The organism is Methylorubrum populi, assembly GCF_002355515.1.
Taxonomy (GTDB): domain Bacteria; phylum Pseudomonadota; class Alphaproteobacteria; order Rhizobiales; family Beijerinckiaceae; genus Methylobacterium; species Methylobacterium populi_A.
On sequence record NZ_AP014809.1, the window covers coordinates 1,658,724 to 1,681,005 of the forward strand.

Below are 22,282 nucleotides of genomic sequence, written 5' to 3' on the forward strand. Positions count from 1 at the left end.
GCCTTCCCATCGGTAGCGGCTGGTTGGACGAGTGCGACGATGGCTCTGATCGATCGATACATCCCGATCCCGCAATACAGGGAGTATCACAGCGCAAGCGTGAGGGCGTCGGCCGACACCGTGATCGCGGCCGCCGCAGCCTACCGAACCGAGAGCGATGCGTTTTTCCAAAGGATGATCGCCCTGCGGGAACTGCCGATGCGGGCCCGGCGGCTTCTCGAGCGCCGGCCGATCGAGCCGCAGCCGCCGTTCGGAATCGATGACTTCACTCTGCTGCAGCGCTCCGAGAACGAGGTCGTGTTTGGGCTGGCGGGCCGCTTCTGGCGGCCTGACTTCGATCTTGCCCCTCTGTCTGGCGGGCAGGACTTTCTGGATCTGAGCGAGCCGGGAATCGCGAAACTCGCGCTCAACTTTGCCGTCCGCACCGAAGGCGCAGGCGTGACGATCCTGTCGACGGAGACGCGCGTCATTTGCGTGGATCGTGCCGCAGGCAGGAGATTTGCGCCCTACTGGTTTCTGATCCGTCCGGTGAGCGGTCTGATCCGCCGGCGGACTTTGGGCATCATCCGCCGAACCTGCGAGGGCGGGGCCGCGCCGGCGGCGTAGCTTCCATCCCCTTTCCAGCACCGTCGAAGGCCTATTGGGCGTCTCGGGGGCGCTGGAAACGACGCGTGACATGGCCCGGCTGACCCGGGTTTCGACCCGAGTGCGAGCGCGCCTCAGGCGCCGCCGATGAGGATGCCCGTGGCCAGCACGAGGGAGCCGCCGAGCACGATCTGGAAGGCGGCCCGCAGGAACGGCGTTTCCATGTAGCGGTTCTGGATCCAGACGATGGCCCAGAGCTCGACGAAGACCACGGCGAAGGCGATGCTCGTCGCCAGCCAGAAATTCGGGATCAGGTAGGGCAGCGCGTGGCCGAGGCCGCCGAGGGCGGTCATCACGCCGGAGGCGAGGCCGCGCTTGAGCGGCGAGCCGCGCCCGGAGATCTTTCCGTCGTCGTGGGCGGCCTCGGTGAAGCCCATCGAGATGCCGGCGCCGAGCGAGGCGGAGAGACCGACGAGGAAGGTCGTCCACGGGTTCTGCGTGGCAAAGGCGGTGGCGAAGATCGGGGCGAGCGTCGAGACCGAGCCGTCCATGAGTCCGGCGAGCCCCGGCTGGACCCAGGTCAGGACGAACTGGCGGTGGGCGACGGCGTCCTCCTCGTCGCGGACGGGTCCGCCGAGATGCGCCTCCGTCAGCGCCTCGGCCGTGCGCTCGTGCGCGCTCTCCGCCGCGGCGAGGTCGCCGAGCAGGGCCCGCGTGTCGGCATCGGTCGAGCGCCGGGCGGCGGCGAGGTAGAAGTCGCGCGCCTGCCGCTCCATCGCGGCGGCCTCCTCGCGGACGCGTTCGAGCCCGAGATGGCGCATCAGCCAGACCGGCTTGCGGCTGTAATAGCCGGCGATGTGCTCGCGGCGGATGGGGATGATGAAGTCGCCGAAGCGCCTCTTGTAGCACGCGATCAGGCGGCGGCGGTGCTCGTCCTCGGCCTCCGCCATCGCGTCGAATAGGGCGGCCGAATGGGGAGAGTCGGCGCGCAGCCGCCCGGCATAGGCGCGATAGATCTGGCCGTCCTCCTCCTCCGACCCGATCGCCAGCGCCAGGATCTCCTGCTCGCTGAGATCGTCGAACCGCTTTCGGCCCCCGAGGGCCAGCGTCAAGAGACGGCTCATCATCGCTGCGTCGGTCTCCGGGGCGTCGGTTTCCGGAGACAGCGCGCCGGGGCGGGCGTCGCCGGCCTCACCCCTCCTGCTCCTGCAGCAGCCGGTACTCGCGCCCGTGCCGGCAATAGCCCTCGACGATGTGGCTCATCATCGCCCGCTTCTTCGGGTCGAGGGTGCCGAGGATGCGCGCGGGCCGGCCGCCCCAGAGGTGCCCGCCCTCGAGCAACTGGCCCGGATCGGTGGTCGAGCCGCCGGCCAGCATCACGTCGTCGGCCACCACCGTGCCGGGTGCCAGCACCGAGCCGATCCCGATGAGGGAGCGGGCGCCGATCCGGCAATCGGCCATGCGCACGTTGTGGCCGATCGTGGTGTCGCGCCCGATCACCACGCCCTCGCCGCGGCTGCGGATCACGGTGTTGTCCTGGATGTTGGTGTCGGCGCCGACCACGATCGGCCCGACTTCCGCCGAGAGTTCGCAGGAGAACAGCACCGTCACCCCGGCGCCCAGCGCGATGCGGCCGGAGAGCCGGGCGGTGCGGGCCACGAACACGCTGGCATCGGTCTCCGGCGGCTCGGTCGGCGCGGGCGGGCTCGCCGCCTCGCCGGCAGCCTCGCGCAGGCGCTCGGCCCGCTCGGCCAGTTCCTCCGGCGTCACCGGGCGCAGGCGCTTGGCCGGGTTGCCGCCATAGGCGAAGCCGCTCTCGAGGTTCGAGCGGGGAAAGATCGTCGCGCCGGCCTCGATCAGCACGTTGTCGCCGACGACCGCCCCGTCGAGGATGATCGCTTCGTCCTCGATCACCACGTCCGAGCCGACGGTGCAGGCATGCACCACCGCGTTGCGGCCGACCGTGACCCGGTCGCCGATATGGGTCGGCAGCGATTCGGTGGCGATGTGGACGGTGGAGCGGGCGCCGAGCCAGAAGCGCTCGCCCGCGGTGATCGGCTGGCCGTCGCTGCGGATCACGCTGTCGTCCCCGAGCCAGGCCTGGGGCCCGAGGGTGGCGGTGCCGATCACGGTGCTGGCGCGCCCGCACCAGACGGGGCGGCTGGCGAAGACGGGCAGGATGCCGTCATGGGGCAGGATCAGATCGGGCGTCACGTCGCGGCTCGCTGTTCTTCGAAACGGCGCCGGTGGCGCGGTCCTATCCTTGAGCCATATAGGCTCGCGGGCAAATGGAGTAACGGGCTTGCGTGTAAACGCTCGGGCAGGTCCGTCCACGCCGCGTACGCGTTCCCGAAGAGGCGGTCATGACGGTCAGCATCCAGTCCGAGCCCTTCGACACCGCCGCCGAGATTGCCCGGATCGAGGCGGAACTGGCCGGGCGGGCGGGAGCGGTCGTGACCTTTTCCGGCCTCTGCCGCGACGAGGCGGGCCGGCTCGCCGCGCTGGAGCTGGAGCACTATCCCGGCATGGCCGAGGCCGAGATCGGTCGGGTGGTGGAGGAGGCGCGCGCCCGCTGGCCGGTCCAGGCGCTGCGGGTGATCCACCGCCACGGGCTGGTGCGGCCGGGCGAGGGCATCGTCCTCGTCGTCACCGCCTCGCCCCACCGCAAGGCCGCCTTCGCGGCGGCCGACTTCCTGATGGACTACCTCAAGACCCGCGCCCCGTTCTGGAAGCGCGAGCACCTTGCCGACGGCACCACCGGCGGCTGGGTCGAGGCGACGGAGGCCGACGCCGCCGCCGCCGAAGCCTGGACCTGACCCCTCGGCCTGCCCAGCCCCGGCCCGCCCGGACACCGCGAACGGAAAACCCCTCATGACGGCATCCCCTTCCAGCCCGCCGGGCGCGCGCCGCCTCGCGGTCGCCGGCATCGCGGTCGTGGCCTTCGCCGCCGCGCTCTGGCTCGCCTGGACCGCCTCGGCGACGCTGCTGCTGATCTTTTCCGGCATCCTGTTCGCCGTCTTCCTCGACGGTCTGACCCGCGGCCTCGGTTACGTCCTGCCGATCGGGCGCGGATGGCGCCTCGCCCTCGCCTGCCTCGTGCTGGCCGCCCTCGCCATCGGGCTCTCCGCCTTCGGCGGCGCCACCGTGGCGAGCCAGGCGCGCGACCTCGGCACCACGGTGCGCCAGCAATCGGAGACGGTGCGCGACTGGCTGAAGGAGCGCGGCATCGAGATCGACCTATCGCAGGGGGCGCCGGCGGGCCAGGGCGGCGGTGGTGATACCGGTCAGGGCGAGAGGGACGAGGGCAAGGAGGGGAAGGGCCAGAAGCAGGGCGGCCTCGCAGGTCTCGCCTCGGGCGCCCTGAAGAGCCCCGGCTCGCTCCTGTCGGATGCCGGCAGCGTGCTCGGCCCGGCCACGACCGTCGTGATTGCGCTGTTCAACGCGCTCGGCAACGTCCTCGTGATCGTCTTCCTCGGCGTGGCCATCGCCGCCGATCCGAAAAGCTACCGCGACGGCGCCCTGCGGCTCGTGCCGCCGCGCCACCGCGAGAAGGGCGCGCGCGTCCTCGACGGGTCGGGCGAGACCCTGCGGCACTGGCTGTTCGGACAGCTCGTGACCATGGCGGCGATCTTCGTGCTGACCTGGGCGGGGCTGAGCTTCCTCGGCATCGGCGGCGCGCTGATCCTCGGGCTCCAGGCCGGCCTGCTCGCCTTCGTGCCGACCATCGGGCCGCTGATCGCGGGCGTGGTGATCGTGCTGAGCAGCCTCGCCTCGGGGCTGAACGGATTGCTCGGGGCGCTCGGCGTCTACCTCGCGGTGCAGACGGCGGAGAGCTATGGCCTCACTCCGTTCATCCAGCGCCGCGCCCTCGACCTGCCGGCGGCGACGATCTTTTCCGGCCAGCTCCTGCTCGGCGTGCTGTTCGGCCTGTGGGGAGTGGCGCTCGCCCTGCCGCTGGTGGCGGTGATCAAGGTGCTGCTGGAAGAACTCTACATCGAGGACGGGGCCGAAGCGGAGGCCTGAGGCGTTCTCCGGCCGATCGCTTCGGCTTCGCCCCGCAATGATCCGTCAACAGAACGGTCCGCAGATCCTTGTTGGACCTGCGGACCGGTAATCGCCTTACGGCGCCATGTCGGGGACCGGCTTGACGGTGCCCGTCTCGGCCGGGGCGGGCGCCGGGGCCGGAGCCCCGATCTGCGGCGGCGGGGTGAGCTGCAGGTGCTCGCTGGTATAGGCGAGCTCCTGGTAGACCCGCTGCGGATCGCCGTTCAGCTTGGTGCCGTAGCTCGGCACGATCTGGCGGATCTTCGCCTGCCATTCCGGGCTGGCGACCTTCTGGGCGAAGACCTTCTCCAGCACGTTCAGCATGATCGGCGCGGCGGTGGAGGCGCCCGGCGAGGCGCCGAGCAGGGCGGCGATGCTGCCGTCCTTGGCCGCGACCACCTCGGTGCCGAGCTTGAGCACGCCGCCCTTCTCCGCATCGCGCTTGATGATCTGCACGCGCTGCCCGGCCTGGACCAGGCGCCACTCGTCCTTCTTGGCGTCGGGGAAATACTCGCGCAGGGCCTGGTAGCGGTCCTCGTCGGACAGCATCACTTGGCCGGCGAGATACTCGATCAGCGGGTACTGCTCGACGCCGACGCGGACCATCGGCCAGACATTGCTGGTGGTGGTCGAGGTCAGCAGGTCGAAGTAGGAGCCCTCCTTCAGGAACTTGGTCGAGAAGGTCGCGAACGGCCCGAACAGGATCACGCGCTTGCCGTCGAGCACCCGGGTGTCGAGATGCGGCACCGACATCGGCGGCGAGCCGACGGAGGCCTTGCCGTAGGCCTTGGCGAGATGGCGCAGGGCCACGTCCTGGTTCTCGGTGACGAGGAACGAGCCGCCGACGGGGAAGCCGGCATAATCGTCGGCCTCGGGGATGCCGGAGGCCTGCAGCAGGTGCAGGGCGCCGCCGCCCGCGCCGATGAACACGAACCGGGCATCGACCGTGGACCGGCTGCCGTCCTTCAGGTTCTTCGAGGTGACGCGCCAGGTGCCGTCCTTGTTGCGCGCGAAGCTCTCGACCTCGGTCGAGAGGCGAAGGTCGAACTTCGGCCCGCTCTTCAGCGAGGCGATGTACTGGCGGGTGACCTCACCCCACTCGCAATCGGTGCCGAGCGGCGACCACGTGGCGGCGACCTTCTGCTTCGGGTCGCGCCCCTCCATCATCAGGGGGACCCACTTCTTCACCTGCTCGGGGTCGGTCGAGAACTCCATCCCGGCAAAGAGCGGGCTGGCCTTGAGCGCCTCGTAGCGCTTGCGCAGATAGGTGATGTTGTCGTCGCCCCAGACGAAGCTCATGTGGGGCGTGGAATTGATGAAGGAGCGGGGGTTCTTCAGCACGCCCCTTTGCACCTGCCACGCCAGGAACTGGCGCGTGACCTGGAAGGCCTCGTTGATCTCGACGGCCTTGCCGATCTGGATGTTCCCCTTGGAATCCTCCGGCGTGTAGTTCAGCTCGGCCAGGGCGGAGTGGCCGGTGCCGGCATTGTTCCAGCCGTTGGAGCTTTCCAGCGCCACGCCGTCGAGCCGCTCGACCATCTCCAGCGACCAGTCGGGCTCGAGTTCGCGCAGCCAGACACCGAGCGTCGCGCTCATGATGCCGCCGCCGATCAGCAGGACATCGACCTTGCGGGGCTCGCCCGCGGCGAGCAGGGGCGAACCGGGCAGCGTCGTCGCCGCCAGACCTGCCAATGCGCCGCCGATAACCTGCCGCCGGTTCATCGGCATCGGGCTATGTTGCACATTCGCGGAGTGCATGTGCAGTTTATCGTCAGTTTTCATTTTATTTTTCGTGCCGCTCAAAAATTTATTGGTCCTGCGCGTCCGCTACAACGAGCACGCGCGAGCGACAACCCGGCGATTACATGGCTGCCATGCCCTGAAACCTTGAACATGCGCAGCCGATTGTCAGACCGCGTCGGGCGCGTTCGGCATCGCCGGAACGGGGTTGACCATAGGTCGCCAGTCGCGGGGCCGAACGAACCTCAGCGTGCGGCCGAGCGCTCGATCCGGCGGATGCTTCCGAGGATCGCCCGGGCGGCCTCGTGGCGCATCGCGCCGGTCTCGCAGGTCTTGCAGATCGCCCCGAGATAGCGGCCGTCGACCACCGTCTCGGCGAACAGACCCGACTTGAACCGCGGCGCCGCCTCGGTCTCGACGGCGATCCAGTCGCGCGGCCCGAATCGCTTGGGTCCGAGCGGGCGGCGGATGGAGGCGCCGGGGCTCGTACTCTTCAGGACCGCACGCAGGCGGAAGTAGCGGGACAGCGGCGAGGCGTGGAGCCCGGCGAGGCGGGCCGCGTCGTCCTCGCCCTCGACCGGGGCGGTCCGCAGGCGCAGGGTGCAGGCCTCCTTGGTGCGGGCGCAGGCCGGGGTCTCGCACACGATCCGCACGACGCGCCGGCCGGAGGCGTCGCCGGGGTCTTCGTCGGCATCCTCCAGCACCCAGCCCGCGGGCAGATCGAGCACGAAGCCCTGGTCGAGGCGCAGGGTCGTCGGTCCCGGAAGGGCCTCGGCCGCGTCGGTGCTCGCCTCCGGTGCGGGTTCCTCGGTGGAATTCGGCCTCTCCTCGGCCCGGGCCGGCGCGATGGCGAGCAGGCACGACAGGAGAAGAGCCGCACGGCCGCGGCGGAGGGGATCGGTCATCGGGCACGAGCCTCCGGGAGGTGGCGGTCGATCAGGGCCTCGGCGCGGGCGCGCGCCTCCGGCTCGAAGATCCGCAGCGGCACGGGCAGCACCTCGTCCCAGCGCATCGGCAGGATCATCAGGTCGCCGGCCTGCACCCGCCCGCGGAACAGCGGCCAGCCGAGATGCGCGTGCGCCCCGTCCTTCGCGGTGACGATGCCGGTCTCGCCGATCGCGATCTCGGCCTCGCCGGGCGGCGCCTCGGCTTCGAGCCGCCGGGCGAGATCCACCGCGAACCAGCGGCGCGCGTAAGCGTGGACCGCGAAGAACCCTGCGATCACCACGGCGGTGATGGCAGCCGGCTTCCAGAAATCGCTGGCGATCATCTCGGCGAAGAGCGGCAGCGCGTCGGCCAGCGGCACCCGGTAGGGATCGACCGCCCAGAGTATCAGGAGCAGGGCGGGATAGAGCAGGGACAGGCCCACGAGCCACGCGGCGGCCCCGGCGAGCCGGGCGCGGCGGGCCCAGGGATTTTCCAGGCTGCGCAGGATGAGCGGCACCCGCTCCTCCGCGGTCAGGCGCAGGGCGGCGCACACGGAATCGGGCCCCGTCGCCGGTTCGGCCGGCGGCGGGGCGGGGGCGGGCCGGCCGGCGCAGGCCTCGACCCAGCGCCGGATGCCCGCGATCGTCTCCGCGCTCAGGGACGCCTTGGGCAGGACGACCGGCACCTCGCCGATCTCCGTCGTCAGGAAGAGGTGGTGCCGGTCCTCCGCGAGCCCGCCGATGCGCGGCCAGGGCACGAAGCTCACGAGATCCGGCGCGGTCTGGGTCAGCCCGGCCCCGTCGAGCCGGTAGTGCACCGGGACCGGGCTCGGATCATCGCCGCCGCCGCCCGGCGGTCCCATCAGGGCCCGCACCCGGCGCCGGGCGAACCAGGGGTGAAGCGCGTAATGCGTGAGCAGGGCGAGCGTGATCAGCCCGAGGCCGGCGGCGAGCGGCAGTGGATCGAAGTCGGACAGGTCGCGCCAGAACGCCGACAGGCTGCGCCGGCCGCCCGAAGTCGCCCAGGCCGAGACCGTGCCGAGCAGCGCCAGGAACCACAGCACCGGCAGGCCCAGCGTGAGGATGCGCCGCCTTTGCGCCGCCAGCGGCCCCCTCTGCGCGTGGAGATTGCCGATGATCCGGTGCGCGAAGGTGAGCGGGGCGTCAAAAGTGAGCGGCGCCTCCGGAACGGGCGGGCGGCCGGAGAGGGCGGGGACGACGGGCAGGACGAGACTCCGGGACTTGCGTTCGAGGATGTCGGCGCCGATCAGCCGTCGCGGGCGGCGGCCGGGACCGCGGCGATGCCGGCGCCCGCGGCCCAGGCGTTGAGATCCTGCTTGCGGATCGCCGCCGCCATCATGTCGGGGAAGAGGTCCGGCGTGCAGGCGAAGGCGGGCACGCCGAGCGCGGCGAGCCGCGCGGCGAGCCCCCGGTCGTAGGCCGGTGCGCCCTCGTCGGAGAGGGCGAGCAGGGCCACCACCTGCACGCCCGCCCCGACGAGGCGCTGCGCCTGGGCGAGCAGGCCGGCCTCGACCCCGCCCTCGTAGAGATCGGAGATCAGCACCAGCACCGTGTCCTCGGGCCGGGTGATGCGCGAGGCGCAGTAGCCGACCGCCCGGTTGATGTCGGTGCCGCCGCCGAGCTGGACCGAGAACAGCACCTCGACCGGATCGTCCATCTCGTCGGAGAGATCGACCACCTCGGTGTCGAACACCACGAGCCGGGTCGAAACGGCCGGCAGCGAGGCCATCACCGCCCCGAAGATGCTCGAATAGACCACCGAGTTGGCCATCGAGCCGGATTGGTCGATGCACAGGATCACGTCCTTGAGCGATCCGCGGCTTTTTCGCCCGTGGCCGAGGCGGGTCTCGGGGATGATGGTGCGGTACTCCGCCTGATAGTGGCGCAGGTTCGCCCGGATGGTGCGGTTCCAGTCGATCTCGGCGTGGCGCGGGCGGCGGTTGATGCTGGCGCGGTCGATCGCCCCGGTCACGGCCTGGCGCAGGGGCTCCTCCAGCCGCTTCATCAGCGCGTCCACCACCTTGCGCACCACGAGGCGCGCCGTCTCCCTCGTGCGCCCGCCGAGCAGGCCGCGCATCGAGATCAGGGTCGAGACGAGGGAGACGTCGGGCTGGACCGCCTCCAGCATCTCCGGCTCGGTCAGCATCCGCTTGAGGTCGAGCCGCTCGAAGGCGTCGCGCTGCATCACCTGCACCACGGAGGCCGGAAAGTAGTCGCGGATGTCGCCGAGCCAGCGCGGCACGGAGGGCGCGGAGGCGCCCAAGCCCCCCTTGCGGTCGGAATCGTAGAGGGCGCCCATCGCCCGGTCGAGGCGCCCGTCGCGTTCGGACAGGGTGCAGCCCGTGCCCTCGGCCGCGCCGCCGCCCAGCACGAGGCGCCAGCGGCGGAGGCGTTCCGTCTCGTTCACGGCCTCGCTCATGCGGCGTCTCCCGTGGTTGCGTCCGCGCTTCGGACCGGCTCGGGGCCGAGCAGCAGGCGCAGGATCGGCAGCACCTTGGCCGCCCGCGCCGCATCGAAGCCCTGCGCACCTTCTGCCGCGCCTGGGGCCACGCCGCCCGGCCGGGCCAGAGCCTCGCCGATCGCCCGGCGCTCGGCGGGTGCCAGGGTCGCGAAGGTGCGGCGCACCAGCGGCAGCAGCTCGATGAACAGCGCCTCGTCGAGGCCGCAGAGCCATTCATCGACGACGGCGAGCAACTCGCGCCCGTGAATCAGCACCGTGCCGCTGTCTTCGAGAAAACCCTCGATCCAGGCGGCGGCGGGGGCGGCGCCGGAAGCTCGCGACAGGGCAAGCCGCAGGCGCTCGCCGGCCTCCTCCGCGTCGATGGCGCGATCATCGAACAAGAGCCGGACGGCGCGGCCGACGACGCGGCCGTGGACGTGTTCCTGATCGGCGAGCGCCCGCAGGGCCTCGCCCCACACCGCCTTCAGTTCCGGCTCCTCGATCAGCGCCACCGTGCCCGAGACGGCGACGATGCGCGCCTTGGCCGCTGCCGCCGCATCGTCGTCGAGGCTCTGGCAGGCGGCGACCAGCCCGGCGGCGGCCCGCGGCACGAGGCCCCGCACGACGGCGAGCACCGGCGCGGTGTCGGAGGAGCGCACGGAGCCGTAGCGGGCGAGTTCGGCGAGCGGCGGCAGCGCGTCCATCAGGTCGAACACGTCGGCCGAGACCGCGGCGCGGTCGTTGAGCGCGCGGATCACCTCCGCCGTCGCCTCGGCGAGGTCGGCGTCGAGCAGGGTGCCGATCAGGCCGGAGAGTTCGGCGACGCGGGTCGCCTCGCGGGCTCTGGTCCGCACCCGGCCGGCGGCGGCCTCGGCGATGGTGCCGCCTTCCGCCGAGGCTGCCACCAACTCGACCACCCATTCCGGCTGCCAAGCGAGGAACCAGCCCTCCTTGAAGGTGCCGCGCCCGCGCGCCTCCCGCCGCTCGCCCCAGGGGATGCCGATCAGGCTCAAGCGGTTGAGGAAGTGGCTGCGGGCGAGATCCGTCTCCTTGCGCAGGTCGAGGGTGATCTCGCCGGCGGCCGCGCCGGGTTTGAGGCGCAGGCGCCGGCACTGCGCCTCGAAATCCGCCTCGACCGGGGTGCCGGGGCTGTCCGGCGGGGTGGCGCCGAGGCGCTCGCCGATGACGAGCTTGCGCCGGATCAGCCCCATCGGCGCCGGATCGGCGAAGCAGAGCGTGGCCTGCGCCGCCTCGTCGAGATCGTCGAGGGAGGGCCGGGACCGGCCGCGGAAACCCGCCAGCGCCTCGGCGAGCCGGGCCGCCTCGATCACCGAGGCCGGGGAGGCGTCGAGATCGTTCTCGCGCAGCAGGGCGGCGGCGCGGGCGAGCCAGCGGGCGGCGACCCTTCCCTCGTGGTGCCACAGGTTGTCGTACCATTCCGGCGAGAGCACCCCGGCGCGGTAGCCGGAGGCGAAGGCCAGCCGCTCGTAGGACCAGGGCGCCCAGGCGGCGGCGACCTTGGTCTTGGGCAGGTTTTTGAGTGTTGCGGCGTCGGCGGTCGCCTGGCCCTTGGCGTCGTGGCGGGCGAGCGCCGGCACGTGCCACGCGCCGCAGACCACGGCGATGCGCTCGAACCCCTCCTTGGCCGCCCGCCGGATCGCCGCGCGCATATGCGCCTCGCGGGCCTCCTCACGAAAGGCATCTTCGGGGTCGGGTTCGGCGCCCTCGCGCAAAGCCGCCATCGCCTCACCGATCGCGGCGAACACGTCGCCGTCGGCGCCCGCGCGGCTCTCGACCAGGGCGTCCCACCAGCGCTCGCCGTCCGGGTAGCCGGCCAGCGCCGCGAGTTCGCCGAGCGGGTCGCGCCGGATCGCGGCGGCAGCCGGGGCGGGCTCAGGCTCGGACGGTGCTTCCGCCGCCTCAGAGACCGGCTCCGCATCGATCGGCGCGGCCTCGGTGGGGGATTCTGCCTCGCCGAAGCCGTCGGCGAGCTGGTTGGCGTGCGGCAGATCGATGAAGCGCAGGGTCGCGCCCGCCGCGACGCCAAAGCGCATCGCCACCCATTCCGGCGAGAAGGCCGCGAAGGGGAAGAAGGCGCAAGTTCGCGGCCGGTCGGGCCGGTAGACGAGGAGCGCCACGGGCGGCGCCATCGCCTCGTGGGCGGCCAACGGGATCAGCGCGTCGGCATCCGGCGGCCCCTCGATCAGCAGGCAGTCGGGCTCGAGCGCCTCGAGTGCCGCCTTGAGCGAGCGGGCCGAGCCGGGGCCGTGGTGGCGGATGCCGAAGAGACGGATATCGGGCATCGCTCGGGTCACGCGCTCGCGCGGGCGGCCTTATAAAAGTCCTTCCAGCCGTCGCGCTCCTTGACCACGGTCTCGAGGTACTCGCGCCAGACGATGGCGTCCTGCACCGGGTCCTTCACCACGGCGCCCGTGATGCCGGAGACGAGGTCGTGGGCCGAGAGGCGGCCGTCGCCGAAATGCGCGGCGAGCGCCAGTCCGCTGCCGACGACGCTGATGGCCTCCGCCGTCGAGAGCGTGCCGGAGGGCTGCTTCACCTTGCTCTTGCCGTCCGCCGTCACCCCCTCGCGCAATTCGCGGAAGATCGTGACGACGCGGCGGATCTGGTCGGCGCCCGGCGGCTCGGCCGGGATCTCGAAGGCGCGGCCGAGCGCGGCGACGCGGCTCTCGACGATGGCGATCTCGGCCTCGATCGTGGCGGGCGGGGGCAGCACCACGGTGTTGAAGCGGCGCTTGAGCGCGCTCGACAATTCGTTGACGCCGCGATCCCGGTTGTTGGCGGTGGCGATGAGGTTGAAGCCCTTTTGCGCCGGCACCTCCTCGTTCAGCTCGGGGATCGGCAGCGTCTTCTCCGAGAGGATGGTGATGAAGCTGTCCTGCGTCTCAGAAGGGATGCGGGTCAGCTCCTCGACGCGGGCGATGCGCCCCTCCGACATCGCCCGCATCACCGGCGAGCCCACCACCGCCTCGCGGCTCGGCCCCTTGGCGAGAAGCAGCGCGTAGTTCCAGCCGTAGCGGATCGCCTCCTCGCTGGTGCCGGCGGTGCCCTGCACGATCAGGCGCGAGGTGCCGCAGATCGCCGCCGCGAGATGCTCGCTGACCCAGCTCTTGGCGGTGCCCGGCACGCCGAGCAGCAGCAGCGCCCGATCGGTGGCGAGCGTGGCCACCGCGACCTCCATCAGGCGCCGGTCGCCGATATATTTCGGGGTGACCTCGAAGCCCGACAGGAGTCTGCCGCCGAGCAGATAGGTGACCACGGCCTGCGGCGACATCTGCCAGTTCGGCGGGCGCGGCCGGTCGTCGGATTCGCGGAGCGCCGCGATCTCCTCGGCGAAGGCATCCTCGGCGGCCTGGCGAAGCTGCGCGGCCTTGACGGCGTGGGTCGATGTCATCCTTGGGCCGTTCTCCCTGTGGTGGTCTCCGGTCGGAAGTCGCGCCGGATCGCGGCGCGCAGGTCCAGCACACCCGTCAATCCCGCGAGCTGCGTGCGCAGGCGGTCGCCCTCCCCCTCCGGCAGGCGCGCCAGGAGGGCGGCGGCCGCGGCGGCGTTGTCGTCGCTCGGCCAGAGCCGGTCGCCGAGGCGGGCGATCACCCAGGGCTTGGCCAGATCGCGCCGCAGGGCGTCCGAGCCGCGGGTGACGAAGGCGAGCCAGTCGAGGAGCGCGGCGCTGAAGGCTTCCGAAAAATGCTCAGGGCCTTGGCCCAGCACCGCCAGCACCACCTCGATCTTGCGGGCGCGGATCAGCGCGCCGACTCGCGCCTCCCACTCGGCATCGGGCAGGAGGTCGAGCGCCTCCGCCCACATGCCCAGAACCTCGTTGGTGCGGCGGACGCCGGTGACCTTGCCCTCGTAGGCTTCCGCCGTGATGTCGGCCATTGCCGCCGTCCAGGCTGAATCGAGGCTGCGCTTGGCCGCCGAGAACAGCCCGTGGAAGACCGGATCGGCCCACTCGCTGCGCAGGGCGAGCTCGATCCAGAGCCGGGGCGGATGCTCGGCGAAGGCGTGGAGCGGCGCGCGCGCCAGGATCGCCCGCAGCAGGCCGGCCCGGGCACCGCCGCCGCGCCGCTCCCACGAGTTCGCCTCGACGCCGTCGCGGGCCAACTCCGGACTCTCCTCCGGCAGGGTGACGACGAGGCTGTGCGCGGTGCCGCCCAGCAGCTTGCGCTTGCTCTCGACGCTCAGCGCGGCGCGGGCGCGGGCCGCCATGCGCTCGGCGTAGCGTGAGCCGGGAAGGCCCGGCAGCAGGCGCTGCGCGGCGAGCCGCACGCCGCTGGCGCGGTCGTCGAGGCAGGCTTCGAGAAAGGGTTCGTCGGCCGCCGACAGGCCGGTCGCCAGCGCGTGGACCAGGGCCTCGCGGATATCCGCCTTCTCCTTGCGGAAGACCGGTTCCAGGGCGGCGCGGGCGCCCTCGGGATCGCGGGCGCGCAAGGCGGTGAAGGCGGCGCGGCGCTCGGCCACCGTGCCTTCGGTCCAATCCGCCGTCTCCGCCGCCTCCCCCGTCTCGGCCGGGATCTCGCCGCAGGCGCGGGCGAGCCAGTCGAGTTCGGCGCCGATGACGGCAGGGGCGGTCGCCGGCAGGCTGTCGCGCTGCTGCATCAGCGCCTGGAGCAGCCAGGCGGGCGGGCGCAGGCCTGAGGCGGCGGCGAGGTCGAACCACTCCTCGACGCGTTTACGCGCGCCGGTGCCCTCGGTGAGGAGGCCGTAGAGCCGGGTCGCGGCCGCCGGTGGGCATTCGGGCCCGAAGGTGTCGCGCGGCTCAGGTGGCGCCAGCGCCTCCGGCCCGAGCCCCGTGCCGGCGAGGTGGTGGACGCCTTCCGCGGCGAGCCGGACCAGCAGGGCGCCGCCGGGATCGCTTTCCGCGACCAGACCGGCGAGCGGACCGGGGGCGGCGGGCGGGGCGCGTTCGGCCCCGAGGAGCGCGGCGGCGAGCACCGGCTCCCAGCCATCCGGTGCGCGATCGACAGTCTCCATCATGCCACCTGCAACAGGACCGGCTGCGCGCCCTGCGCCGGCATCGCGTAGAGGCGCCCCTCCGTCACCAGGGCGAGCGGCTGCAGGCCGTAGCCGTCGTAGAGGCCGAACAGATCGACCGGGCGGCCCGCCGCCACGGCGAGCAGGCTCGGCAGGCGCGGATCGGCCCGGAGCGCGAGGCAACCGGTCTCGTCCCCCGCCGCCAAGGCGGGCAACGAACCTGTCTTGCCGCTGGCTGCCGCGGCGGCGAGGCGCCCGAGCCGCACATTCAGGAGGCGCACCGGCCAGCGCTCACACCAGGGCGCGCGGGCCAGCACCTCGGCGAAGGTGTCCCGCGCCGCCGCGACGCTAGCCGCGCCGGGCAGAGCCGCCTCGGCCGCCGGGCCGGCGGCACCATCACGAAAGACGGCCCGCAGCGGCGGGTCGCCGGGCTGGAAGGCGAGCGCGCCGGAAAAGTCCTGGCCGGCGGCGGGGGCCGGCGGCAGGGGCGAGCCTGCGGTCCCGTAATCGATCACCTGGGCCAGGGCGCCGCTGGCGCGGCCGACGAGCCAGACCGAGCGGGCGGTGAGCCGATCCTCCTCCTCGACCGCGTGGGCCAGCACCGCCCAGGTGTCGGCATGGTCCGGGCGGGCGGCCATCTCCTCGGCGGTGACGGGGTAGCCGAGCGCCGCGCGCACGCCGGCCGCCTGCTCGGGCGCGAGCGCGTCGAGGCGGCGGGCGGCCCGGAGCAGCAGGGCGAGCCGGCCGAGGCCGAGGGCGAGCGCCGCCTCCGGCCGGGGCGCGCCTGCTTGAGGTGCGGCGGCGATCAGTCCCGGCAGGGCGCGCACGCGCCGGGCGAGGCCGGGAGCCTGCCCGTCCACGAGGCGGCCGGCCATGCGGTCCCAGAAGGCGTAGGGTTCGGAGCGCGCGGCGGCCAGCCCGCGCCGCATCAGGTCGCGGAGCCAGAGATCGAGTTCGTCGAGTGCCGCCGCGACCCGGTCCTCGCGGGCCTGCCGGCGCTTGGCCTGCGCCCGCTCGTCGACGGGCTTGGCCGGCTCCTTCGCCCGCGTCTCGGCCGCCGCGGCGCGGCTCTCGCGCCCCTTCATCCAGGCGGCGGCCCAGTCCGGCGGCGCGCCCTCGGCGATCGGCGAGGCCGCATCGACCAGCATCAGGCCGAGACCGTGCTTGCAGGGGAACTTGCGGCTCGGGCAGGTGCATTTCGAGGCCGGGCCGGCGAGATCCGCCACCGTGCGGTAGGGGCTCGCCCCGCTGCCCTTGATCTCGCCCCAGATCACCGTCCCCGCCCGGCCGAGGCCGGCCCATTTCTGCGGTTTCGCCTGATCCTGCCCGGCCTTGCGGCTCGACGCATCGGGGGCGAGATCGAGGATCTGGGCAGTCGTCAGGCTCATGCGGTCGGCGGGTTGGATGTCCGTCAGTCGAATCGTTGATGCGTCAGCTTAAACAGATCGGCTTGATGAGCAAGTTTTCCTTGAAATCCCGATTTTCGCTGAGCCGGCAACCGTCTTGACGGCCTTTGTTCTGAGGCTAATCTGAGAATAGTTCCAGTTTAACGCCTTTGGCGCGAATCATAGCCTGGGGGGTGCTCAGCCCTGCTCGTCGGTGTTGCGCCATTCCCGCTCGAAGGGCAGGCGCCAGGCTTGCGGCGCCACGAGCTGGTGGATCGATTTCGGGCCCCAGGAGCCCGGCGCGTAGAGCCGCACCGGCGGCGGCGCTTCCAGGAGCGGGGTCGAGACCTCCCACAGCCGCTCGATGCCCTCGGCGGTGGTGAACAGGGTGTGATCGCCGCGCATGGCGTCGAGGATCAGCCGCTCGTAGGCCTCCAGCACCTCGCCCATCAGGCCGGTATCCTTCATGTTGAACTGGAGCGAGAGCTTGTCGAGCCGCATCCCCGGCCCCGGCCGCTTGCCGTAGAACGACAGCGACATCTTGGAGGCGTCGGCGAGATCGAAGGTGAGGTGGTCGGGCCCCTGCGCGCCGACCCCCGAATTGACCGGGAACATGCTTTTCGGCGGTTCGCGGAAGGCGATCGAGATGATGCGCTGCCCCTCCGCCATCCGCTTGCCGGTGCGCAGGAAGAACGGCACCCCGGCCCAGCGCCAGTTGTCGATGCGGCACTTGAGGGCGATGAAGGTCTCGGTGTCCGATTGCGGATCGACGCCGGGCTCGGATCGGTAGCCGGCATACTGACCGCGCACCACCTCCCGCGGGTCGAGCGGGAGCATCGAGCGGAACACCTTGTTCTTCTCTTCCGAGATCGGGCCCGGTTCGAGCGAGGTCGGCGGCTCCATCGCCATGAAGCCGAGGATCTGGAACAGGTGGGTCACCACCATGTCGCGATAGGCACCCGTCGCCTCGTAGAAGGCGGCGCGGGTGCTGAGGCCCAGGGTCTCCGGCACGTCGATCTGCACGTGGTCGATGAAGGTGCGGTTCCAGATCGGCTCGAACAGGCCGTTGGCGAAGCGGAAGGCCAGGATGTTCTGCGCCGGCTCCTTGCCGAGGAAGTGGTCGATGCGGAAAATCTGGTCCTCGGAAAACACCTCGTGCAGCCGGTCGTTGAGCGCCACCGCGCTCTCCAGATCGGTGCCGAACGGCTTCTCCATGACGATGCGCGAGCCCGCGGCGAGATCCGCCTCGGCGAGCAGCCGCACCACGGTCAGAGCGGCGGCGGGCGGCACGCTGAGATAGTGCAGGCGCTGACACGGCTGCCCGAAGCTCGCCTCGGCCCGGCCCACCGCCGCGGCGAGCGCCTCGGCGCCGGCGGAGAGCGGCACGTAGTCGAGCCGTTCGGCGAAGGCCGCCCATTCCCCGTCCCCGGCCTGGCGGGTGAAGAACTGGTCGATCGCCTTGCGCGCGCGTTCGCGGAACGCCTCGATGCCGAGATCGTCCAGCGACACGCCGACGATGCGCAGATCGGGGATGAAGCCGGCACTGAACAGGTGGAACAGGCCGGGCAGCAGCTTTCGCTGGGCGAGGTCGCCGGTGGCGCCGACGAGGACGACGACCTGCGGCATTTTCGGGCCGACGCCCGCCCCCAGCCGTGACGCGCGCGATCCTGCCAAGCGGGCCTCCATCGGCGCGCCGGACTTGCGCGCACAGGATGAGGTAGGGCCAGGGCGATTCGTGCCAAGCTTGCGCGGTTGCGGCGCGTCAGTCGGGATTGCGCAATACCAAGATCGGGTACACCTTGCCGGCCGGAGGGATTGATGTCGCGCAACACGTCCGTCTCACTCGGCGAGCACTTTGCACAGTTCATCGACCGTCAGGTCGAGAGGGGACGTTACGGCTCCGCCAGCGAAGTGGTCCGGGCCGGGCTTCGTCTCCTGGAGGAGCAGGAGGCCGCCCTCGACACGCTCCGGGCCGCACTGATCGAGGGGGAGGAGAGCGGCTCGCCCGAGCCGTTCGACACGGAGGCCTTCCTCCGGGAGAAGCGTGAGGGCGCGCACCGCGGATGAGCGTCCGCCTCTCGCCGAGGGCGCGGGCGGATCTCAGCCGGATATGGGACGATTCGGCCGAGCGCTGGGGGGCGGATCAGGCCGACCGCTATACCCGCCTTCTGGCCGAGGGTTTCGATCGACTGGCCGAGGATCCGGCTCGGGGTCGGAGGGCGGACGAGATCCGCAGCGGGTATTTCCGCTTCTCCGTGGGCTCGCACGTCCTGTTCTACCGCCTGAGCACCGACGGCGGCATCGAGATCATCCGCATCCTTCACGGGCGGATGGATTTCAAACGCCATCTTTGAGGCGTCCCTGCGAAGGGAACGGTTAGGGGATCGGTGCGCCTCGGGCGCGGTGACGCATCGCGCGGGCGCGCCATCCGCTCCATCTCGGAGCGATGCCCGCCCTCCCCGACCGTTTCGAAGCGACCGCCGCCCGCCTGCGCGCCTGCCGGCTCTGCCGCGACGCGCCGCTCTACGGCGCACCCCTGCCGCACGAGCCGCGGCCGGTGGTGCAGGGCTCGGCCACCGCGCGGCTGCTGATCGCGAGTCAGGCGCCGGGCAATCGGGCGCATCGCAGCGGCATCCCGTTCAGCGACCCGTCCGGCCGGCGCCTGCGGGCGTGGCTCGGGCTCGACGAGGCGAGCTTCTACGATCCCGGGCGGGTGGCGATCCTGCCGATGGGCGCCTGCTTTCCCGGCCTCGACGCCAAGGGCGGCGACCGGCCGCCGCGGCGGGAATGTGCGCCCGCGTGGCGGGCCGACCTGCTGGCCGGACTGCCGCGCCTCGACCTGATCCTGGTGATCGGCCAGTACGCGCAAGCCTGGCATCTCGGGCCGCGGCCGGGCGGCCTCACCGAGACGGTCGCGGGCTGGCGCGCCATCCTCGCGGCGTCCGGGCGGCCGCGGGTGCTGCCGCTACCGCATCCCTCCTGGCGCAACAACGGCTGGCTCAGGACGAATCCGTGGTTCGAGGCGGAGCTTCTGCCGGTGCTGCGGGCCGAGGTGGCGCGGGTGATGGCAAAGGGTTCGGACTGACGGGCCGGGGCTGTCGCTCAGGGTGGCCCCCGGCGATCCGTTCGATCAGCCGAGCGGCCCATCCGGCCTACCGAAGCGCGGCCTCGTATCCCCACGCCCGGACGCCGGGATGTTTGGGCGACATCCGATCCTGCGAGGTTCGAGATCGGAGTCGGCCACCGTCGAGCCCGAATCCGGCACACAGGCGTGAAGGAGCGCGATGTTGACAGGCAGCCCCCTTGAGGGGATCGCTGCCGCGCAAGCCACCGACGAGAGTCCGATGCCGGAGAGTGCCGACCCCCGCGACCGCCTGATCGTCGCCCTCGACCTGCCCGACGTGGCGGCGGCCGAGCGGCTCGTCGCGCGCATCGGCGATGCGGCGACCTTCTACAAGATCGGTTACCGGCTCGCCTATGCGGGCGGGCTCGACTTCGCCGCCCGCCTCGCGGCGGAAGGCAAGAAAACCTTCCTCGATCTCAAGCTCCACGATATCGGCAACACCGTCGAGGAGGGGGTGCGCTCGGCCTCCGCGCTCGGCGCGACCTTCCTGACGGTGCATGCCTATCCGCAGACCATGCGCGCGGCCGTGCGCGGGCGGTCGTCGGGCCTGAAGATCCTCGCCGTCACCGTGCTGACCTCCTACGACGACGCGGACGCGGCGGAAGCCGGCTACGCCCTGCCGGTCGCCGACCTCGTCGCGCGCCGCGCGGAACAGGCCGCGGTCATCGGCATCGACGGCATCGTCTGCTCGGCGGCCGAGGCGCAAGCGGTGCGCGGACGGATCGGTCCCTCGGGTCTGATCGTGACGCCCGGCATCCGGCCGGCGGGCGCGGAGGCCGGTGACCAGAAGCGGGTGATGACACCGGCGCAGGCGCGGGCGGCGGGCATCGACCACGTGGTGGTCGGGCGCCCGATCACCGGGGCCGAGGACCCCCGCGCGATCGCGCAGAGAATCGTTGCCGAGATGGAGGATGCCTGAAATGGCCAAGGGCTACTGGATCGTGCGGGTCGATGTGAGCGACGCCGAGGCCTACAAGGCCTACGCGGCGGCCAACGGCGCCGCCTTCGCCCGCTTCGGCGGCCGCTTTCTCGTGCGCGGCGGCGCCTTTGAGGCGGTGGCGGGGCAGGCGCGGGCCCGCAACGTGATCGTCGAGTTCCCGAGCTACGAGGACGCGCTCGCCTGCTGGAACTCCGACCTCTACCAATCGGCCCGCGCCCTGCAGAAGGGCGGCGCCGAGGCCGACATCCTGGTGATCGAGGGCTATGACGGGCCGCAGCCGGTCGTCTCCGAGCCGGCGCCGACGCCGGGCGCCGCGTCGGAATAGCGGGGCTCCCTCCCGGCAGGCCGCCTCAGCGGCCCGCCGTCCGCAGGGCGCCGAGCAGGAAGGCGATCATCACCGGCAGCGGCGGCTCGATCGTGTTGGGCTGGCGGCCGACCAGCATCGGATGGCAGTAGCGCGTGATCCCGGCCTGGAGGCAGGCCGCCGCGCTCGTCGGGTCGCCGGCAGCGAAGGCGCCCTCGCGCATCCCGTCGGCCACCACCCGCGCGAGAACGGCGCCGATGCGGTCGACATGCGCCTGGCAGACGCCCCAACTCTCGCTCATCGCCGCCTCGACCATCTCGTGGACGCGCGGATGCGCCTCGAAGCGGCGGCGGCAATCGTCGTGGAGCGCGGTGATGATCCGGGCCAGCCGCTCGGGCGCGTCGAGCTTCGGCGCGGCGGCGATGGCGGCGATCATTGCCTCGATCTCGCCGGTCAGTTGCTCGACCACGGCCTCGTTGATCGCCTTCTTCGACTCGAAGAAGCGGTAGACGTTGGCCGGGCTCATCTTGAGCGTGCGGGCGATGTCGGCGACCGTCGTCTTCTGGTAGCCGATCTCTTGGAACGAGCGGGCCGCCGCCTCGACGATCCGATCGCGCGTCGTCGGCGCGGTCTCGTCCGAGGGTGGAAGAATGTGGGCCGTGGCGGCGGGCATCGTCGTCAGTACCTAAGCTTTGACACCGGTCGCGTCAAAACGGATCGACGCGAAGGGTTGGCTTCACAAAGCACCAGAGGGGCAGGCTGTTCCAACGCCTCCGCTCGGGTCCCGGAACCGCGCCGTTCCTCCCGTGATTGCCCCGGGATCGACGCCTCCGAAACGCCGCGCCCGGCCCTGTCGCGATCCGCCGGCGCAACCATCGGACGGCGGATCCTTCCGCGGATGGGACGTGCTCATGAAGCTCGACGGCAAGCGGGCCCTGATTACCGGCGCCGATTCCGGAATCGGCCGGGCGACTGCGATCCTGTTCGCGCGGGAAGGCGCGGACGTCGCGATCACCTACAACACCGACGCGGCCGGCATCGCCGAGACCGCGGCCGCCGTCGAGGCGGCCGGCCGCCGGGCGCTCGTCATCCAGGACGATGTCGGCGATCCGGCCTCGGTCACCCGGACCTTCGAGACCGCCGGGCGCGATCTCGGCACGCTCGACATCCTGATCAACAATGCCGGGCAGGCGATGGGCGGCATGGAGGTCGCCGAGATGGACGACGCGGTGCTGGAGCGCATCTTGCGCGTCAACCTGATGGCGCCGCTGTTCTGCGCCCGCGCCTTCATCCGCATGCGGCGTGCGGCCGCCGCCAGCCGGCCGGCCGGCGGCAAGATCGTGATCGTCTCCTCGGTCGCCCAGCACCTGCCGACCCCCGGCAGCGCGCCCTACGGCATGTCGAAGGCGGGGGTCGGCTCGCTCTGCCGCAGCCTGTCCCGGGAACTCGCCGAGGACCGGATCAACGTCAACAACATCGCCCCCGGCCTGATCGAGACGCCGATGACCGCCGACCGCTTCGAGCACACCGAGACGCTCGAGCAATCGCTCGCGCGCATCCCGTGGCACCGGGCCGGTCAGCCGGACGAGATCGCCCGGGCCGCGCTCTACCTGGCCAGCGCGGACTCGGATTACGTGACGGGGCACACGCTCGTGGTCGATGGCGGGCTGACCATGCAATGGGGCGGTGCGTGAGGGCGCCCGACCCCCGGGAACGGCCCCGCGCGCCTGCGATGGGCATGCGACCGGCATGCGTGGGATTGAGCGGGGTGGTCGAAACAC

Annotated in this window: 20 protein-coding genes and 1 pseudogene; 9 read left to right on the forward strand and 12 right to left on the reverse strand. The window is 71.8% G+C overall.

Annotated features, from left to right (window positions below; translation table 11 throughout):
• Nucleotides 1-39: 39 nt before the first annotated feature.
• Nucleotides 40-606, forward strand: coding sequence for a hypothetical protein (locus MPPM_RS07625; protein WP_096484535.1), 567 nt, complete (start codon nucleotides 40-42; stop codon nucleotides 604-606).
• Between the two features lie 113 nt (nucleotides 607-719).
• Here the strand turns inward: MPPM_RS07625 and mbfA are convergent, their stop codons facing one another.
• Together mbfA and MPPM_RS07635 are read right to left on the reverse strand one after the other, a co-directional pair.
• Nucleotides 720-1,712, reverse strand: a complete 993-nt coding sequence (mbfA, locus tag MPPM_RS07630; RefSeq protein WP_096484536.1) for an iron exporter MbfA — start codon at nucleotides 1,710-1,712, stop codon at nucleotides 720-722.
• A gap of 64 nt (nucleotides 1,713-1,776) precedes the next feature.
• Nucleotides 1,777-2,799, reverse strand: a complete 1,023-nt coding sequence (locus MPPM_RS07635; protein ID WP_096484537.1) for a gamma carbonic anhydrase family protein — start codon at nucleotides 2,797-2,799, stop codon at nucleotides 1,777-1,779.
• 149 nt (nucleotides 2,800-2,948) lie between these two features.
• Here MPPM_RS07635 and MPPM_RS07640 point away from each other — a divergent pair, with 149 nt between their 5' ends.
• Nucleotides 2,949-3,401 carry a molybdenum cofactor biosynthesis protein MoaE gene (locus MPPM_RS07640; protein ID WP_096484538.1) on the forward strand — a complete coding sequence of 151 codons (453 nt, stop codon included), beginning with the start codon at nucleotides 2,949-2,951 and terminating at the stop codon, nucleotides 3,399-3,401.
• 55 nt (nucleotides 3,402-3,456) lie between these two features.
• Nucleotides 3,457-4,608: an AI-2E family transporter gene (locus MPPM_RS07645; RefSeq protein ID WP_096484539.1), complete on the forward strand. Its 1,152-nt coding sequence runs from the start codon at nucleotides 3,457-3,459 to the stop codon at nucleotides 4,606-4,608.
• Nucleotides 4,609-4,704: 96 nt separating this feature from the next.
• Here MPPM_RS07645 and mqo read toward each other — a convergent pair whose 3' ends face one another.
• The 9 genes and pseudogenes from mqo to zwf all read right to left on the reverse strand — a co-directional run bounded on the left by mqo (nucleotide 4,705) and on the right by zwf (nucleotide 17,819).
• Nucleotides 4,705-6,357: a malate dehydrogenase (quinone) gene (gene mqo, locus MPPM_RS07650; protein WP_096487769.1), complete on the reverse strand. Its 1,653-nt coding sequence runs from the start codon at nucleotides 6,355-6,357 to the stop codon at nucleotides 4,705-4,707.
• A 257-nt stretch (nucleotides 6,358-6,614) separates the two neighbouring features.
• Nucleotides 6,615-7,274 carry a hypothetical protein gene (locus MPPM_RS07655; RefSeq protein WP_096484540.1) on the reverse strand — a complete coding sequence of 220 codons (660 nt, stop codon included), beginning with the start codon at nucleotides 7,272-7,274 and terminating at the stop codon, nucleotides 6,615-6,617.
• Nucleotides 7,271-8,359, reverse strand: a complete 1,089-nt coding sequence (locus MPPM_RS28385) for a YcxB family protein (protein WP_096484541.1) — start codon at nucleotides 8,357-8,359, stop codon at nucleotides 7,271-7,273. The genes MPPM_RS07655 and MPPM_RS28385 overlap by 4 nt, the downstream gene beginning before the upstream one ends.
• A gap of 203 nt (nucleotides 8,360-8,562) precedes the next feature.
• Nucleotides 8,563-9,735 carry a VWA domain-containing protein gene (locus MPPM_RS07665; protein WP_096484542.1) on the reverse strand — a complete coding sequence of 391 codons (1,173 nt, stop codon included), beginning with the start codon at nucleotides 9,733-9,735 and terminating at the stop codon, nucleotides 8,563-8,565.
• Nucleotides 9,732-12,059: a DUF5682 family protein gene (locus tag MPPM_RS07670; RefSeq protein ID WP_173807892.1), complete on the reverse strand. Its 2,328-nt coding sequence runs from the start codon at nucleotides 12,057-12,059 to the stop codon at nucleotides 9,732-9,734. Before MPPM_RS07670 ends, MPPM_RS07665 begins: the two co-directional genes overlap by 4 nt.
• 8 nt (nucleotides 12,060-12,067) lie before the next feature.
• Nucleotides 12,068-13,168 carry an ATP-binding protein gene (locus MPPM_RS07675; protein ID WP_096484544.1) on the reverse strand — a complete coding sequence of 367 codons (1,101 nt, stop codon included), beginning with the start codon at nucleotides 13,166-13,168 and terminating at the stop codon, nucleotides 12,068-12,070.
• Nucleotides 13,165-14,787, reverse strand: a pseudogene (locus tag MPPM_RS07680) (DUF5691 domain-containing protein); the annotation flags it as partial. The pseudogene MPPM_RS07680 and the gene MPPM_RS07675, both read right to left, overlap by 4 nt.
• Complete coding sequence (locus tag MPPM_RS07685; RefSeq protein ID WP_096484546.1) at nucleotides 14,748-16,136, reverse strand: SWIM zinc finger family protein; 1,389 nt, start codon at nucleotides 16,134-16,136, stop codon at nucleotides 14,748-14,750. The gene MPPM_RS07685 and the pseudogene MPPM_RS07680, both read right to left, overlap by 40 nt.
• Nucleotides 16,137-16,331: 195 nt before the next feature.
• The gene (gene zwf, locus MPPM_RS07690; protein WP_096484547.1) at nucleotides 16,332-17,819 is read right to left on the reverse strand and encodes a glucose-6-phosphate dehydrogenase; all 1,488 of its coding nucleotides are present in this window, start codon (nucleotides 17,817-17,819) and stop codon (nucleotides 16,332-16,334) included.
• Nucleotides 17,820-17,951: 132 nt separating this feature from the next.
• Between zwf and MPPM_RS07695 the strand changes: the two genes are divergently transcribed.
• The 5 genes from MPPM_RS07695 to MPPM_RS07715 all read left to right on the forward strand — a co-directional run bounded on the left by MPPM_RS07695 (nucleotide 17,952) and on the right by MPPM_RS07715 (nucleotide 20,522).
• Nucleotides 17,952-18,200, forward strand: coding sequence for a type II toxin-antitoxin system ParD family antitoxin (locus MPPM_RS07695; protein ID WP_162296259.1), 249 nt, complete (start codon nucleotides 17,952-17,954; stop codon nucleotides 18,198-18,200).
• Nucleotides 18,197-18,487: a type II toxin-antitoxin system RelE/ParE family toxin gene (locus MPPM_RS07700; RefSeq protein WP_096484549.1), complete on the forward strand. Its 291-nt coding sequence runs from the start codon at nucleotides 18,197-18,199 to the stop codon at nucleotides 18,485-18,487. Before MPPM_RS07695 ends, MPPM_RS07700 begins: the two co-directional genes overlap by 4 nt.
• A 92-nt stretch (nucleotides 18,488-18,579) precedes the next feature.
• Nucleotides 18,580-19,218 carry a uracil-DNA glycosylase family protein gene (locus MPPM_RS07705; protein WP_096484550.1) on the forward strand — a complete coding sequence of 213 codons (639 nt, stop codon included), beginning with the start codon at nucleotides 18,580-18,582 and terminating at the stop codon, nucleotides 19,216-19,218.
• Nucleotides 19,219-19,477: 259 nt separating this feature from the next.
• A complete protein-coding gene (gene pyrF, locus MPPM_RS07710) occupies nucleotides 19,478-20,176 on the forward strand; it encodes an orotidine-5'-phosphate decarboxylase (RefSeq protein WP_096484551.1) in 699 nt (232 codons plus the stop codon).
• Between the two features lies 1 nt (nucleotide 20,177).
• Entirely contained in the window at nucleotides 20,178-20,522 is a 345-nt protein-coding gene (locus tag MPPM_RS07715) for a DUF1330 domain-containing protein (RefSeq protein ID WP_096484552.1), read from the forward strand.
• A 25-nt stretch (nucleotides 20,523-20,547) separates the two neighbouring features.
• Here MPPM_RS07715 and MPPM_RS07720 read toward each other — a convergent pair whose 3' ends face one another.
• Complete coding sequence (locus tag MPPM_RS07720) at nucleotides 20,548-21,174, reverse strand: TetR/AcrR family transcriptional regulator (RefSeq protein ID WP_096484553.1); 627 nt, start codon at nucleotides 21,172-21,174, stop codon at nucleotides 20,548-20,550.
• Nucleotides 21,175-21,412: 238 nt separating this feature from the next.
• On the opposite strand from MPPM_RS07720, the gene MPPM_RS07725 reads away from it, so the two are divergent.
• Nucleotides 21,413-22,195 (forward strand): SDR family NAD(P)-dependent oxidoreductase, encoded by a 783-nt coding sequence (locus tag MPPM_RS07725; RefSeq protein ID WP_096484554.1) that lies wholly within the window; start codon nucleotides 21,413-21,415, stop codon nucleotides 22,193-22,195.
• Nucleotides 22,196-22,282: the final 87 nt, after the last annotated feature.

Bases quoted from the DNA above. Each gene is read 5' to 3' on its own strand.
- MPPM_RS07625 (WP_096484535.1), top strand. From the start codon at position 40: ATGGCTCTGATCGATCGATACATCCCGATCCCGCAATACAGGGAGTAT.
- mbfA (WP_096484536.1), bottom strand. From the start codon at position 1,712: ATGATGAGCCGTCTCTTGACGCTGGCCCTCGGGGGCCGAAAGCGGTTC.
- MPPM_RS07640 (WP_096484538.1), top strand. From the start codon at position 2,949: ATGACGGTCAGCATCCAGTCCGAGCCCTTCGACACCGCCGCCGAGATT.
- MPPM_RS07645 (WP_096484539.1), top strand. From the start codon at position 3,457: ATGACGGCATCCCCTTCCAGCCCGCCGGGCGCGCGCCGCCTCGCGGTC.
- mqo (WP_096487769.1), bottom strand. From the start codon at position 6,357: ATGCCGATGAACCGGCGGCAGGTTATCGGCGGCGCATTGGCAGGTCTG.
- MPPM_RS07655 (WP_096484540.1), bottom strand. From the start codon at position 7,274: ATGACCGATCCCCTCCGCCGCGGCCGTGCGGCTCTTCTCCTGTCGTGC.
- MPPM_RS07665 (WP_096484542.1), bottom strand. From the start codon at position 9,735: ATGAGCGAGGCCGTGAACGAGACGGAACGCCTCCGCCGCTGGCGCCTC.
- MPPM_RS07670 (WP_173807892.1), bottom strand. From the start codon at position 12,059: ATGCCCGATATCCGTCTCTTCGGCATCCGCCACCACGGCCCCGGCTCG.
- MPPM_RS07675 (WP_096484544.1), bottom strand. From the start codon at position 13,168: ATGACATCGACCCACGCCGTCAAGGCCGCGCAGCTTCGCCAGGCCGCC.
- MPPM_RS07685 (WP_096484546.1), bottom strand. From the start codon at position 16,136: ATGAGCCTGACGACTGCCCAGATCCTCGATCTCGCCCCCGATGCGTCG.
- zwf (WP_096484547.1), bottom strand. From the start codon at position 17,819: ATGGAGGCCCGCTTGGCAGGATCGCGCGCGTCACGGCTGGGGGCGGGC.
- MPPM_RS07695 (WP_162296259.1), top strand. From the start codon at position 17,952: ATGTCGCGCAACACGTCCGTCTCACTCGGCGAGCACTTTGCACAGTTC.
- MPPM_RS07700 (WP_096484549.1), top strand. From the start codon at position 18,197: ATGAGCGTCCGCCTCTCGCCGAGGGCGCGGGCGGATCTCAGCCGGATA.
- MPPM_RS07705 (WP_096484550.1), top strand. From the start codon at position 18,580: ATGCCCGCCCTCCCCGACCGTTTCGAAGCGACCGCCGCCCGCCTGCGC.
- pyrF (WP_096484551.1), top strand. From the start codon at position 19,478: ATGCCGGAGAGTGCCGACCCCCGCGACCGCCTGATCGTCGCCCTCGAC.
- MPPM_RS07715 (WP_096484552.1), top strand. From the start codon at position 20,178: ATGGCCAAGGGCTACTGGATCGTGCGGGTCGATGTGAGCGACGCCGAG.
- MPPM_RS07720 (WP_096484553.1), bottom strand. From the start codon at position 21,174: ATGCCCGCCGCCACGGCCCACATTCTTCCACCCTCGGACGAGACCGCG.
- MPPM_RS07725 (WP_096484554.1), top strand. From the start codon at position 21,413: ATGAAGCTCGACGGCAAGCGGGCCCTGATTACCGGCGCCGATTCCGGA.